The organism is Thalassolituus maritimus (assembly GCF_900156675.1).
In the GTDB taxonomy this organism is placed as follows: Bacteria; Pseudomonadota; Gammaproteobacteria; order Pseudomonadales; family Oceanobacteraceae; genus Thalassolituus; species Thalassolituus maritimus.
This window is the reverse complement of the sequence record NZ_FTOH01000003.1, coordinates 227,566-241,125: the sequence shown is the minus strand read 5'-3', so window position 1 is coordinate 241,125 and position 13,560 is coordinate 227,566. Positions and strand designations below refer to the sequence as shown.

The following is a 13,560-nucleotide window of genomic DNA, read 5'->3' as shown; positions in this document are numbered from 1 at the left end:
TCGACCTCCTCAGAACTTCAGGCTGATAGAGCCGCTGAATACATCCACGCTACCGCCGGTAGTCACTTCAATATTATTGGCTGTGCCAGGACGGGAATTCGCAATGGTAAAATCGCGGTCGACCAGCTCCTGACGCTGATAGCCGAGGTCAATCTGCAGTGGATGAGCAAGGAACATCTGCTTACCCACCTTGGCCGACAGCCCTACACCAACGATATAGCGATCTGTATCAAACAGGTTTACGTCTACGGTCTGAGTACTTTTCAGCGCAGTTGGTCGATAAGAAAAGCCGCCCAACAGTGAGAACGACTCACCCAAACGATACTCTGCGCCAAGCCGCGGAATCATGATGTCTTCAAATTCGGCACCGGCCTGATCTTTGATGGTGTCGCTTGAAAACTGGTCTTCGAGAGTCGACCACTCCTGATATTCGAGCGCCGCGCCAATGCGGATTGATCCCCGATCGAACTGCGTGCCTGCTGTAATGGTGGTTGGCTGAAAAGAGTCGTACGTCTGAATGGTGAAATTAAGGGGATCAGAGGCCGGAATAAGACCCGGAATGACCGTCGTTGCTTCTACTTTGGTGCGAGAGTAAGAACGCTGTTGGTATGCCACAGCAAACTCAAGCCCGGTGACGGCACAGTCGTAATACGGACAGAACATTTCACCCAGATCAAGCGTATTCGAGAGCGTAAATGATAAGGCTGGCTCAGCCTGCACATTCAAAGATTCGTATTGTGTGTTACCTGCGAGGTCAGTCGTGGTTGTCAGCGTCGCATTGTTATTTAACGTCGCCCGCGCAGACAGGCCGCCGCTAAAGCCACGGAACAGTTCGGTAGCACCACCAACACTGACAAACAGAGGCTGGCGGTCGTATTCCAGAAACTGCCCGCCTTCGCTGGTCTCAGACTGAAATTCAAGTAGAGAGAAGCCGTAATTCTCTACGCCGATAACAGCACCTAAAAACATCGGGTGGTCAAAGGTCGTTAGCTTCGACAGGTCAGTTTTCAATCCCAGCAATACCGATGCCGTTGGCGTTCGCGACAGCAGATCACCTGAACGATCTGGTCCCGCAGCCTCTAGCTTGGCTTCAGCCTGCAGAAGCCCGGTAGAAAGCTCACCACGCTGATCTTTTACCAGTCTTGATGGGTTGTAATATGTCGCCGACACTTCCTGGTTGAACATAGAAAGCGCCTGCGTCGTTGCTACGTCCTGCGGAAACAGACCATAGGTATTGCCGATGGTGCCCATATTGGCGTGTACGCCTGTTGTCATCATCAGAGCAGAAAAAGCAGTTACACCCGCTAACGGGCGAATAGAGAAAGGCATTATGTTGTCTCCACTATTAATATTTTTAGATCAAGGAGTTACAACAAACTCTATCAGAGCACTTAAAATTACAGCTACTAAACAATTGTTACTCTTGGTTTCCTTATTTACACGATTTTTTTAACTATAAAAATCAATGACTTAGGATGGATATGTAATTATTAGTAACCCAAACTAAACGAATTTTTTAAAATCGTAAATTTCCAGTTTTGATGAGTAATTAATAAAAAGCACAATAGTCACAAAGACCAGTGTGACGCTTTTAAATTATCGATTTTCAAGGTGCAATTTCAGCTTCAGATAAGCGTTAAATATCAGAGGATAAACGGTATGATATTTTTATAGAAAAATAGAAAAAAGATGAAATACAGAAAATAGAAATGGGGGAAATCAGAAGGATATGGGGACACGCGTTTGTATCCCGTTCACATTAGGGTTGACTAGTGAGCTGCGAAGCCCAGGCTGTCCGCAGCTTCATCCAGCATGTCACGTTGACCGCTAATACATTGATAATAGAGTTCAGATGAGAGTTTGCCGTCGTATGGAACATCCATATACAGATACTCTTCGTCATAGGCGGGTAACTCAAACAGCACCAGCATGGTATCGATTAAGTCGATACGAGCAGTATCGCCTTCTTCGTAACCACCCTGGTAGTAGACATCATCGATGCAACTGGCGATGGTCTGAATCTTGAGAATTTCTTTGTCTGTCGGCTGCTCATCGGCGACAGCATTGGCGGATAATGACAACAGGCCCACGAAGAGACTGGATAAGATCGAGCGATGCATGATTTTTTTATAGTGATTTTTCATGCGCCATATTAAGCCAATATGTATCTCTTCAGGCCACACCCTTTCTGTAAAAAGTTGTAACCTCAAGAAATAATAACCCGAAGAAAAAATGCAAATAGCAATCGATATTAATCACTAAGAGCTGCAATGGTCTCTACACAGACTTGAAATAGTCACTCATCAGGCGAGCCGACCATGAACGCGCGGACCAACCTTCATAATGCGCACAATGACTCCCCTTTCTCGTTGTCACCAGAATAACGTTGTCCATCGTTTTCATCCTGTCTCGCCAGGGCTCCAGGTTGTTGATGTGGCAGATTGGATCGTCCTCTGCGTTGAGCACCATCAAGGGGATCCGAATATCCTCGAAGACGTTCATGGGATTCGTATTCTGGTCATACGACGGATAGTCATCGTACCCCGCTAACTCGTACAGTTTTTGATAGAGATCGCCGAGATCAGTAGCCGTCAGCAGGCTGTCTGCTGTCCGCAGAGAAGACAGCACACTCTCATTAGGGCAGACAAACTGGCGAACCATCTTCTTTGCCATGATACGGCTATATCGCGGATGCACATTGTCGAAGCAGGTGCCTGTGTCGTATCCGGGGCAATAAGCAAAGGCCGCTTTGAAGGGAGCATCGCCCCCCTCTTCTCCCAGGTATCGCACTAACAAACCGGAACCAGCTGATGTGCCCACAGCGTAAAGTGGAGAATCAGGAAAGCGCTCTCTTATATGAGCAAGCTGCCCACGAAAATCTTCAGTACAGCCCACCATGTTAAACCGTGGCGTTAACAATGGCAGCTGACCATGCCCACGCCGCAAACACAGCACGATTCGCCACCCCGTTTTTAACCCGAGATCGCGCACGAGCTCTGCCATGCTATCCGGACTACCACTGATGGTGTGAATTAATACGATCGTTGGTGTTGTTTCAGGTAAATCGTAGCCACTCCAATATAAAGCTGTCAGACCACCGTCCTGCATTGTCAGCTGTTCATGGTAATCGTAGAGCGATGCGCTTTCGTTGCGCTGCTGAAAGCCATACTTGCGCAGGCTATAAAAGATTAACTGGGTATGTGCATTAAACAACCAGGGAGTAGCCCGGTATGGCTTACTCAGTATTCTGAGTGATTCGACCAGACGCTGGTTTGAAGCATTATTATCGTACGATACTGATGGATGATTTTCAGAAACTGGCTTCGTCGTCTGCATAATTCTCATTGCTTCTCTGATACAACTTTATCCAGCGGTGAGCGCAGCCACCGCTTACTGACAGCAACGATAGCATCTCATCCCCACACCACTCTGGTGTTAAATTGGGACAATTTACTAGCGCAAGGGGTCTGTTACTGTCGACTGATCAGCCATGAAACAAAAAACTGGGCAAAAGCCCGGTTTTAAAGTGCGCTATTAAGAATCATCAGACTATCGAAGAGATGGAGTTTCATCAGAGTGACAGGATTTAAAATTGGTCGGGATGACAGGATTTGAACCTGCGACCACTCGCCCCCCAGGCGAGTGCGCTACCAGACTGCGCCACATCCCGACTTATGCTGCCACAAGCCTGTGAACAGAGCGTTTAAGTATACTTAAGTGCCTGAAAAGGTAAACTTTTTTTGGGATGCTCGTCAGAAGTTAGCGTCTGGATTAAGCATATCTTCCAGCTCTTTTAACTCGCGTATCATGTTTTTGATCAGGGCTTTATCCATAGCCACCGCCTGGGACTCTCCGTTGTCTTCCAGCTTTTGTCGGGCACCACCAATGGTGTAGCCATCCTGATACAGCAAAGCACGGATTTCACGGACGAGAATGACGTCCTGACGCTGATAATAACGACGATTACCGGCACGCTTGACCGGCTTGAGAGTTGGAAATTCCTGTTCCCAATACCTGAGAACATGAGGCTTCACATCGCAAAGCTCACTGACCTCACCGATAGTGAAGTAACGCTTCGATGGAATAGGTGGTAGTTCGTTATTGTGGCTGGCTTCCAGCATAGGCTTCTACCCGGATTTTGAGCTTCTGCCCCGGTTTGAACGTCACGACCCGGCGAGCAGAAATAGGGATCTCCTCGCCTGTCTTCGGATTCCTTCCCGGACGCTGACGCTTATCACGCAGGTCGAAGTTACCAAATCCTGATAACTTCACCTGCTCATTACGGCTCAGGCTATCGCGGATTTCATCAAAAAAGATGTCCACCATATCCTTCGCTTCACGCTTATTAAGACCAAGATCTTCAAACAGTTTTTCTGCCAGTTCTGCTTTGGTCAGGGCGGTCATGTTAACCCCTTAACGTTGCTCCTATGCTTTCAGAGAGGTGAGCCAAGACTGCTTCCACAGAGTTGTTCACTTCTTCATCAGTCAGAGTGCGTGAAGGATGCTGCCACGTCAAGCCCAAAGCGAGACTTTTTCTATCAGGATCAATACCTTTGCCGACATATACATCAAACAGGTTGAGCTTAGTGAGGTAATCCCCCGCTACGCTTCGGATTCCGTCGAATACCTGATCCACCTGAACTGACTGGTCTACAACCAACGCCAGGTCACGACGCATTTCAGGGAATTTCGAGATGTCACCATACGAAGGCACGGCAATATCACGAACGGCTTCAAGGTCGAGTTCGGCAACAAACAGTGTCTGCTTCACACCAACTTTTTTCTGAGTCGCCGGGTGCAGTGCGCCTATCCAACCGATCGGCTCGCCGTTCTTCAGAACGCGCGCTGTCTGGCCAGGATGCAGTGCTGGATGCTGAGCAGACTCGAACCGATACGCGGAGGCATCGCCGCCACGAGCTAACAGAGACTCAACGTCACCTTTCAGATCAAAGAAATCTACCGGTGTTTCCTGCTCACTCCAGCCCTGAGCCAGACGATTACCGCACACCAGCATCGCCAGCGTAGGAGTCTGTTTGAGGCCATCAGCTTCAGGCACAAAACGCAGGCCAGTCTCGAACAGGCGAACGCGTGGCTGCTGACGCTTGAGGTTGTAGCTGGCGGCAGACACCAGACCTGTCAGCAGAGTCGTACGCATCACGCCCATGTCCGCTGAAATCGGGTTCAGCAGAGGCAGAGCTTCACGCTCAGGATCGAGGGCTTTCTGCAGCTCTGGCTCAACAAAGCTGTAGGTAATCGCTTCCTGATAACCGCGAGCAATGATCTGGCGACGCAGGTCGCGGATCGGCATACGGGATTCAGGGGCTTTTGCCAGAGGCGTCGCCGCCGCAGGAACACGGGTAGGCAGACGGTTATAGCCGTAGATGCGCGCCAGCTCTTCAATCAGGTCAGCTTCGATCGCCATATCAAAACGATACGACGGTGCTTTTACTGTCCAGCCTTCAGCGGTGGTTTCAGTATCCATGCCAAGACGCACCAGAATATCGGTCACTTCGTCGTCAGCCATGGTCAGGCTCAGGACTTGCTCGATGCGCTTGCGACGCAGAGTAATGGTGGCTGCTTCTGGCAGTTTGTCTTCGGCAGTTACTTCTGTCACCGGACCCGCCTGACCACCGCAGATATCAATAACGAGCTGAGTCGCACGTTCCATCGCAGTATTGGCCAGGTTGTAGTCAACGCCACGCTCAAAACGGTGCGAAGAATCGGTGTGCAGACCGTAGTTACGTGCACGACCGGCGATCGCAATCGGGTTGAAGAAGGCCGCTTCTAACAGCAGGTCTTGCGTGTCACCGTTCACACCTGAGTGCTCGCCGCCCATTACACCGGCCATAGCCAGAGGTTTGCTGTGGTCAGCAATCACCAGAGTGTCTGCGTTCAGTTCGACTTCCTGTCCGTCCAGCAGAGTCAGCTTTTCGCCCTCTTCTGCCATACGTACACGGATGCCACCTTCTACCTGAGCAAGGTCAAAAGCGTGCATCGGCTGACCCAGTTCCAGCAATACGTAGTTGGTAATATCCACGACAGGATCAATCGAGCGGATACCGCCACGGCGCAGTTTCTCAACCATCCACAGTGGCGTTTCTGCTTTTACGTTCACGCCTTTCACGATACGACCGAGATAGCGTGGGCAGGCATCTGACGCAGTCACTTCGACAGACGCTTTATCATCAATTGATGCTGCAACATCAGCCACGAGCGGCGGTTTCACTTCTGTGCGTGTCAGTACGCCAGTTTCGCGTGCCAGACCTGCAATGCTCAGGCAGTCTGCACGGTTTGGTGTCAGGTCGACTTCAATGACGGTGTCATCGAGGTTCAGGTATTCGCGGAAATCTGCGCCGACAGGTGCTGTTTCCGGCAATTCCATCAGGCCTTCAGAGCTTTCTGCCATGCCAAGCTCTGCTTCGGCACACAGCATGCCGAATGACTCAACGCCACGCAGTTTGGCTTTTTTAATTTTGAAGCCTTTGCCATCTTCGGTTGGCAGAACCGCACCGATTTTGGCGAAAGGAATTTTCAGGCCTTCGCGCACGTTCGCCGCACCACAGACGATCTGGAAATTATCAGTGCCATCAGTCACCTGACACAGACTCAGTTTATCGGCATCCGGGTGCTGCTCACGGCTGACAACCTGACCAACAACCACACCAGAAAATTCACCGGCAACCGGCTCTTCTCCATCGACCTCAAGACCCGCAAGAGTCAGGTGATCGACCAGTTCCTGAGTCGTAATCTCAGGGTTAACCCATTCGCGTAACCACTGTTCGCTGAATTTCATTTCTTAATATCCCCTGAATTACTTGAACTGCTGCAGGAAGCGCAGGTCGTTTTCGAAGAACAGACGCAGGTCATTCACGCCGTAGCGGAGCATCGCCAGACGCTCAACGCCCATACCAAAGGCAAAACCTGTGTATTCTTCAGGGTCAATATTCACATGTTTGAAGACTTCCGGGTGGACCATGCCGCAACCGCCGACTTCGAGCCAGCGACGCTTAGTGCCTTCCGGCGTTTCAATCACCCATTCAATGTCGATCTCAGCGGAAGGCTCAGTAAACGGGAAGTAAGACGGACGCAGACGGATCACCAGATCACGTTCAAAGAAGACGCTCAGAAACTCCTGAATCGTGCCCTTCAGATCCGCAAAGCTGATGCCCTTATCCACCAGCAGACCTTCGACCTGATGGAACATGGGCGAGTGAGTCTGATCGTAGTCGCAACGGTATACACGACCCGGGCAGATAATGCGGATCGGTGGCTCCTGAGACTCCATTGTACGTACCTGAACCGGCGAGGTGTGGGTACGCAGCAGAGTGCCTGCATCAAAATAGAAAGTGTCGTGCATGGCACGCGCCGGGTGATGCGAAGGAATATTCAGCGCTTCGAAGTTGTGAAAATCATCTTCGATCTCAGGGCCTTCAGCGACCTGATAACCGGCATTAGCGAAGAAGCCTTCAATACGCTCCAGTGTGCGAGTAACCGGGTGCAGGCTACCTTCCTGAACGGCACGGCCGGGTAGCGTCACGTCGACGGTTTCAGACGCCAGTTTGGCGTTGAGTGCTTCACTCTCGAGTGATTCTTTACGCGCATTCAAGGCGTCCTGAACTTTGCCACGCGCCTCGTTAATCACCGCGCCGACTTTCGGGCGATCTTCCGGAGCAACATTGCCCAGGTTTTTCATCAGGGCAGAGATTTCGCCCTTCTTACCCAGATACTGAACGCGTACCTGATCGAGTGCTGCCATGTCGCTCGAGGCAGCGACTGCATCCAACGCCTGTTGCGTCAGAGCCTCTAAGTTTTCCATCGTGATGATCCTGAAAGGTCATTTTTTGATTAAGTGCTTACCGGAATTCCCTCAGGGCATCCTATAGAAGAAGCTCTGGTAAGCACTGAATGTGTTTAATAACGCAAAAAAATAGGGGAGGTCTTTCAAAGAAAGCCACTCCCCTATCCTTTGGCCAGTCAAGCTAATGGCTGGCCCGGTTCCGCGTGCTCAGAAGAGCGCGGTGAAATTACAGGCTGGACTTGGCTTTTTCAACCAGAGCCGCAAACGCTGCTTTTTCATTCACAGCCAGATCAGCCAGAACCTTACGGTCAATTTCAACAGTGGCTTTTTTCAGGCCATTGATGAACTTGCTGTAAGACAGACCGTTCTGACGTGCACCAGCGTTGATACGCGCAATCCACAGCTGACGGAACTGACGCTTACGCTGACGACGGTCACGGTAAGCGTACTGACCTGCTTTGATTACCGCTTGCTTAGCAACGCGGAACACGCGACTGCGGGCACCGTAGTAACCTTTAGCCTGCTTCAGAATTTTCTTGTGACGACGACGAGCGACAACACCACGTTTTACACGAGCCATAATTTATCTCCTGACAGTCGATTAAAGATTAGGAAGCATACGAATAACAAGCTTCTTGTCTGCAGCGTGCAGCTGAGACATACCACGCAGGTGGCGCTTACGCTTCGTGCTCTTCTTAGTCAGGATGTGGCTGCGGAAAGCATTACGGTGCTTGAAACCGTTCGCAGTCTTTTTGAAGCGCTTCGCAGCGCCGCTCTTAGTTTTGATCTTAGGCATTTTCATACTCCTGAAAGTTATGAGACGTACAGAAACTAAGACCCTGTACAATCTCTGCCGTAATAACGCCTGCCCAACTCAGGCCGACGCAGCGTCTGGCAGAACGCACAAACCCCGGCAAGCGCCGGGGTCTGCGTATTCATTTGAAAACCAGACTACTTCTTTTTGGATGGGCCGATGACCATGATCATCTGGCGACCTTCCATCTTAGGACGCTGTTCTACGCTGCCGAGTTCTTCGAGATCTTTCTCGACACGCATCATCAGTTCCATACCCAGGTTCTGGTGCGCCATCTCACGACCGCGGAAACGCAGCGATACTTTCGCTTTGTTGCCCGCTTCGAGGAAGCGCTTCAGGTTACGCAGTTTGATCTGATAGTCGCCTTCTTCCGTACCCGGACGGAATTTGACTTCCTTAATCTGCACCTGGTGCTGTTTCTTTTTGGCTTCGGCTTTCTGCTTCTTCTCTTCGTAGAGCTTCTTGCCGAAGTCCATGATCTTACAGACGATCGGATCGCCATCTGAAATCTGAACCAGATCCAGTTCGGCTTCTTGGGCGGCCTCAAGGGCTTCGCGTAAAGAAACGACGCCTACTTGCTCGCCGTCTGCTCCGATTAACCGGACTTCGTTTGCACGAATCTGGTCGTTAATGGGGGCACGATTATCACGTGCTCCTCTTCTATTATCGCGTCTGATGATCAGTTCTCCATTCCAAACCGGCCGCGTTCTGCAATCGCCTTCTCGAGGATGGCAATAAACTCGTCGACACTCATTGTACCGAGGTCTTCACCCTTACGGGTGCGCACTGCGACAGTGTTTGTTTCTTTTTCTTTGTCCCCCACCACGAGCTGGAAAGGGACCTTGTGTAAAGTATGCTCGCGGATTTTAAAGCCGATCTTCTCATTTCTCAAGTCCGCATCGGCCCTGAAGCCCGCAGCTTTGAGTTTTTCGGCGATTTCCGTGCAATATTCGGCCTGACTGTCTGTGATATTCAGGATTGAGACCTGCTTCGGAGACAACCATGGCGGCATTGCGCCCGCGTAGTGTTCAATCAGAATGCCGACAAAACGCTCGAACGAGCCAAGAATAGCACGGTGCAGCATAACCGGCGTCTTACGCTCGCCATCTTCGTCGACGAACTGAGCACCGAGACGCTCTGGCAGCATGAAATCAAGCTGAATCGTACCGCACTGCCATACACGGCCGATGCAGTCGCGCAGAGAGAATTCAATCTTAGGACCGTAGAACGCACCTTCACCCGGTTGGAGTTCCCAGTCGAGGCCGGCGTCGTTAAGAGCATCTTCCAGTGCCGCTTCAGCTTCATCCCAAAGCGACTCTTCACCAATACGACCTTCCGGGCGCGTTGAAAGTTTCATTTCAACCGCGTCGAATCCGAAGTCTTTGTAGACGTCCAGAGTCAGCTTGATGAAATCAGAAGCTTCCTGACGGATCTGGCTGTTCGAGCAGAAGATGTGTGCATCATCCTGAGTGAAGCCACGCACACGCATAATGCCGTGCAGCGCACCGGATGGCTCATTACGGTGGCAGCAACCAAACTCAGCCAGACGCAGCGGCAGTTCACGATAAGACTTCAGACCCTGATTGAACACCTGAATATGGCATGGGCAGTTCATCGGCTTCACCGCGTAGCTGCGCTTCTCAGATTCCGTAGTGAACATGGCATCTGAGTAGTGTTCCCAGTGGCCAGACTTCTCCCACAAGGTGCGATCAACAACCTGCGGGGTCTTGATCTCCTGATAACCAGCATCGTTCTGAACTCTACGCATGTACTGCTCGAGTACCTGATAAATGGTCCAGCCGTTCGGATGCCAGAACACCATACCCGGCGCTTCTTCCTGCAGGTGGAACAGATCCAGCTGCTTCGCCAGTTTACGGTGGTCGCGCTTCTCAGCCTCTTCAAGACGCTGGAGATACGCTTTCATTTCTTTTTTGTCGTTCCACGCAGTACCGTAGATACGTTGCAGCTGAGCGTTCTGAGAATCTCCACGCCAGTAGGCGCCAGACACACGTTGCAGCTTGAAGATACGCATAACACGAGTATTCGGTACGTGCGGACCACGACACATATCTGTGTATTCTTCATGGTGATACAGGCCAACCGCCTCTTCACCTTTTTCGATCAGATCGTCGATCAACTCAACTTTGTAGTCTTCACCACGATCAACAAACACGCGGCGTGCGTCTTTGATCGGCGTCATCTTCTTGATGACTTCGTAATCCTTCTTGATCAGCTCTTTAACACGCTTCTCGATGGCTTCGAGGTCTTCGGGTGTAAATGGACGCTCGTAATCAATATCGTAATAGAAGCCGTTTTCGATCACCGGGCCAATGGCCATCTTAGCCGTTGGGTACAGCTGCTTAACGGCATGACCAACGAGGTGAGCGAATGAGTGACGGATAACTTCCAGACCTTCTTCGTCGCGACCGGTGATCAGAGTGACATCGGCGTCATCGGTGATCAGCTCACAGGCATCGACCAGTTCACCGTTAATACGACCACATACGGTCGCTTTGGCGAGACCAGGGCCAATATCTTCGGCAACTTGCATCAGGGTAACGGGTTGATCGAACTCGCGTTTGGAGCCGTCTGGAAGGGTAATAACAGGCATAGTAAATCCTTGTCAGTGGTGGCCCCCACGACAGGCCACATGAATGTAAAGACCGAGTACTCTACAGGTCGGAAAAATCCCTGTAAACAGTTGATGCCTGCGGTTTACTCACTCTGGAATAGCCTTTCGTGCAATAGCCCCCTGAGGAAGTGAATCAACCAGCTTTGTTATTGGCTGAACCGGTACGCGGTTATAGATAATACCCCCACGCGGATAGCTTCCCGGCAATGGCTTAAACTTCACTCGCTCATCCAGAAAGGCCTCGACCTCTTCGCTGGGGGCGAGACGCTCCATTCCAGAACTCCACCTGTCATCGCCATCCTCTGGTTTCCTGAAACTACTCATGTAGAGTACATGTTTAGCAACCTTCAGCTGCTCCGGAGTAAACTCAATTACCGGACGCCTCTCCGACGGTTCTATTGTTCGAATGCGGTCCCGTTCAGCTTTCATCTCTTCACAAAGTTCAAGCTTTACGGAGTCCATGATCTGGTGCATCAGATCAAGGAAGGTGTCGGGGCGAACCCGCTCTTCGATTCGATAGGCGTTAGGGCCATGCCAAGAAGAGCGTTCAATTAGAAATAAACAACTTAGATACCGATCATGAGAAATAGGGGTAGCCCATGTAACAGCATTAGCTGTATCTGAAAGCTGCTGTTCCTCTGTGTACAGCCAGTCAGTACCATTTCTATTCACCCACTGACTATTGATAGGACCTAAAACTTCCGGCCAGCGATCAGGATTCGAATCCAACGGTGCGGCGGTATACCCCTCTGACGTTGCGGCGTAAGTACAGAGCTCTTCGTTTCTTAGTAGCTCTCTGGCAAGAACCCAGTTATCGAAGAGACTTTCGTTCGCTGGCAGGTCACCTACCCGTCTAATATCCACAATGCAATTGAGGAACCCGCAATACCCCTCTATCACTGGGATACCTCGAAACTCCCAGCTGCTTGAATATACCCTCAGGCGACTCAAAGACTCTATCTCACACTGATTCCAAGTCAATTCCCGTTCGAACCCTGCATCACTAGCAGCATTGAAGTGATTTGGTTCTTTATTCCATGAGCCCCCGTGCGCTGGTTTAGGGTTTGGAGCCATAAAGGAAAGGCTAGCAAGGCCAAGGTCTTTGCTAACATGTTTTGCCGTTCTAAAAGAAGGACCTTTAGGGTATTTCTCCGTACCAAATAGTCTCATCGAATCAAGAAACCTTGTTCTGCAATTTAGTCACCAGTTGCTCGAGGAGACAGTATCCGGTTCAGAAATTCACCTTCTCTTCAAGGGACGACTGCGGCTGCGAATCTAAAAGCCTGGTAATCGGTAACACAGGCACACGGTTATAAATAATCTCACCGCGCGGATAGCTTCCCGGTAATGGCTTAAACTTCACACGCTCATCCAGAAAGGCCTCGACCTCTTCGCGGGGGGCGAGACGCTCCATTCCAGAACTCCACCTGTCATCACCATCCTCTGATTTCCTGAAACTACTCATGTAGAGTACATGTTTAGCAACCTTCAACTGCTCCGGAGTAAACTCAATTACCGGACGCCTCTCCGACGGTTCTATTGTTCGAATGCGGTCCCGTTCAACTTTCATCTCTTCACAAAGTTCAAGCTTTACGGAGTCCATGATCTGGTGCATCAGATCAAGGAAGGTGTCGGGGCGAACCCGCTCTTCGATTCGATAAGCGTTAGGGCCTTCAATAGAATAACGTCTGATTACAAACCGAAAACACACATAATGCTGATGAGTAATTGGCGAGATCCAATTGATAGCATAAGCGGTATCAGTCAGCTGCTGTTCTTCAATGTACAGCCAGTCATTACCATGCTTATTCAACCACTGACTATTAACAGGCCCTAAAACATCCGGCCATAGATCAGGGTTTACGTCGAGAGCGGCCTCTGTATAGCCCTCTTCAGTTCTTGCATAAATACACAACTCCCTATTAGTTAACACCTGATTTGCCAATACGCTAAAATCAAACAAACTCTCATTAATCGGGAGGCCATCTACCGCATGGACATCAACAAAACAACTGAGATATCCGACGCGAGGCTGGATAATTGGAAAGCCATTAAAACGCCAGTTATTCGAGTAAAGCCGCTGCCAGCGCATACCTTCGATAACTTTCTTATCCCAAGTTTCTGCCAACTCAAAGCGCGCTGGAGAATTTAGATCAACTGAGCCTGGCTCCTCCTCCCAGCGCCCTCCAAAAGCCGGCCGAGGGGCTGGTGCCTTGAATTCCAGTGAGCTACATCCCAAGTCTTTACAGATAAGCCTTGCGGAGCGAAAACTAGGCCCCTTGGGGAGTTTCTCAGTACCAAATAATCGCATAATCC

13 protein-coding genes and 1 tRNA gene are annotated in these 13,560 nt (G+C 50.4%); all 14 read right to left on the bottom strand.

Translation table 11 applies throughout. The features are described 5' to 3' along the window. Nucleotides 1-9: 9 nt before the first annotated feature. Nucleotides 10-1,329, bottom strand: coding sequence for an outer membrane protein transport protein (locus BW941_RS06010; RefSeq protein ID WP_076514726.1), 1,320 nt, complete (start codon nucleotides 1,327-1,329; stop codon nucleotides 10-12). 440 nt (nucleotides 1,330-1,769) lie between these two features. Then, a complete protein-coding gene (locus BW941_RS06005) occupies nucleotides 1,770-2,144 on the bottom strand; it encodes a hypothetical protein (protein ID WP_076514725.1) in 375 nt (124 codons plus the stop codon). Nucleotides 2,145-2,277: 133 nt separating this feature from the next. Continuing rightward, on the bottom strand, nucleotides 2,278-3,336 hold the full coding sequence (locus tag BW941_RS06000) for a YheT family hydrolase (RefSeq protein ID WP_217693572.1): 1,059 nt from the start codon (nucleotides 3,334-3,336) through the stop codon (nucleotides 2,278-2,280). Between the two features lie 257 nt (nucleotides 3,337-3,593). Beyond that, nucleotides 3,594-3,670: transfer RNA gene (locus BW941_RS05995), tRNA-Pro, on the bottom strand. An 82-nt stretch (nucleotides 3,671-3,752) separates the two neighbouring features. After that, nucleotides 3,753-4,121, bottom strand: coding sequence for a MerR family transcriptional regulator (locus BW941_RS05990; RefSeq protein WP_076514724.1), 369 nt, complete (start codon nucleotides 4,119-4,121; stop codon nucleotides 3,753-3,755). Next, nucleotides 4,099-4,404 (bottom strand): integration host factor subunit alpha, encoded by a 306-nt coding sequence (gene ihfA, locus BW941_RS05985; RefSeq protein WP_068440580.1) that lies wholly within the window; start codon nucleotides 4,402-4,404, stop codon nucleotides 4,099-4,101. Before ihfA ends, BW941_RS05990 begins: the two co-directional genes overlap by 23 nt. Nucleotide 4,405: 1 nt before the next feature. Further along, a complete protein-coding gene (gene pheT, locus BW941_RS05980) occupies nucleotides 4,406-6,793 on the bottom strand; it encodes a phenylalanine--tRNA ligase subunit beta (RefSeq protein WP_076514723.1) in 2,388 nt (795 codons plus the stop codon). An 18-nt stretch (nucleotides 6,794-6,811) separates the two neighbouring features. Next, the gene (pheS, locus tag BW941_RS05975) at nucleotides 6,812-7,816 is read right to left on the bottom strand and encodes a phenylalanine--tRNA ligase subunit alpha (RefSeq protein ID WP_068441522.1); all 1,005 of its coding nucleotides are present in this window, start codon (nucleotides 7,814-7,816) and stop codon (nucleotides 6,812-6,814) included. A gap of 208 nt (nucleotides 7,817-8,024) precedes the next feature. After that, nucleotides 8,025-8,378 (bottom strand): 50S ribosomal protein L20, encoded by a 354-nt coding sequence (rplT, locus tag BW941_RS05970; RefSeq protein WP_068435564.1) that lies wholly within the window; start codon nucleotides 8,376-8,378, stop codon nucleotides 8,025-8,027. A gap of 21 nt (nucleotides 8,379-8,399) precedes the next feature. Next, complete coding sequence (gene rpmI, locus BW941_RS05965; protein ID WP_068441519.1) at nucleotides 8,400-8,594, bottom strand: 50S ribosomal protein L35; 195 nt, start codon at nucleotides 8,592-8,594, stop codon at nucleotides 8,400-8,402. A 155-nt stretch (nucleotides 8,595-8,749) separates the two neighbouring features. Beyond that, entirely contained in the window at nucleotides 8,750-9,244 is a 495-nt protein-coding gene (infC, locus tag BW941_RS05960) for a translation initiation factor IF-3 (RefSeq protein WP_436286952.1), read from the bottom strand. A 47-nt stretch (nucleotides 9,245-9,291) separates the two neighbouring features. Further along, nucleotides 9,292-11,223, bottom strand: a complete 1,932-nt coding sequence (thrS, locus tag BW941_RS05955) for a threonine--tRNA ligase (protein ID WP_076514721.1) — start codon at nucleotides 11,221-11,223, stop codon at nucleotides 9,292-9,294. A gap of 108 nt (nucleotides 11,224-11,331) precedes the next feature. Then, nucleotides 11,332-12,108: a hypothetical protein gene (locus BW941_RS05950; RefSeq protein WP_139325762.1), complete on the bottom strand. Its 777-nt coding sequence runs from the start codon at nucleotides 12,106-12,108 to the stop codon at nucleotides 11,332-11,334. Nucleotides 12,109-12,475: 367 nt separating this feature from the next. Beyond that, the gene (locus tag BW941_RS05945) at nucleotides 12,476-13,555 is read right to left on the bottom strand and encodes a hypothetical protein (RefSeq protein ID WP_076514719.1); all 1,080 of its coding nucleotides are present in this window, start codon (nucleotides 13,553-13,555) and stop codon (nucleotides 12,476-12,478) included. Nucleotides 13,556-13,560 lie beyond the last annotated feature (5 nt).

What these genes read in the sequence shown, in the direction of transcription:
- rplT (WP_068435564.1), bottom strand. Translation starts at nt 8,378, where the DNA reads ATGGCTCGTGTAAAACGTGGTGTTGTCGCTCGTCGTCGTCACAAGAAA.
- rpmI (WP_068441519.1), bottom strand. Translation starts at nt 8,594, where the DNA reads ATGCCTAAGATCAAAACTAAGAGCGGCGCTGCGAAGCGCTTCAAAAAG.
- thrS (WP_076514721.1), bottom strand. Translation starts at nt 11,223, where the DNA reads ATGCCTGTTATTACCCTTCCAGACGGCTCCAAACGCGAGTTCGATCAA.
- ihfA (WP_068440580.1), bottom strand. Translation starts at nt 4,404, where the DNA reads ATGACCGCCCTGACCAAAGCAGAACTGGCAGAAAAACTGTTTGAAGAT.
- pheT (WP_076514723.1), bottom strand. Translation starts at nt 6,793, where the DNA reads ATGAAATTCAGCGAACAGTGGTTACGCGAATGGGTTAACCCTGAGATT.
- BW941_RS06000 (WP_217693572.1), bottom strand. Translation starts at nt 3,336, where the DNA reads ATGCAGACGACGAAGCCAGTTTCTGAAAATCATCCATCAGTATCGTAC.
- pheS (WP_068441522.1), bottom strand. Translation starts at nt 7,816, where the DNA reads ATGGAAAACTTAGAGGCTCTGACGCAACAGGCGTTGGATGCAGTCGCT.
- BW941_RS05990 (WP_076514724.1), bottom strand. Translation starts at nt 4,121, where the DNA reads ATGCTGGAAGCCAGCCACAATAACGAACTACCACCTATTCCATCGAAG.
- BW941_RS06005 (WP_076514725.1), bottom strand. Translation starts at nt 2,144, where the DNA reads ATGAAAAATCACTATAAAAAAATCATGCATCGCTCGATCTTATCCAGT.
- BW941_RS06010 (WP_076514726.1), bottom strand. Translation starts at nt 1,329, where the DNA reads ATGCCTTTCTCTATTCGCCCGTTAGCGGGTGTAACTGCTTTTTCTGCT.
- BW941_RS05945 (WP_076514719.1), bottom strand. Translation starts at nt 13,555, where the DNA reads ATGCGATTATTTGGTACTGAGAAACTCCCCAAGGGGCCTAGTTTTCGC.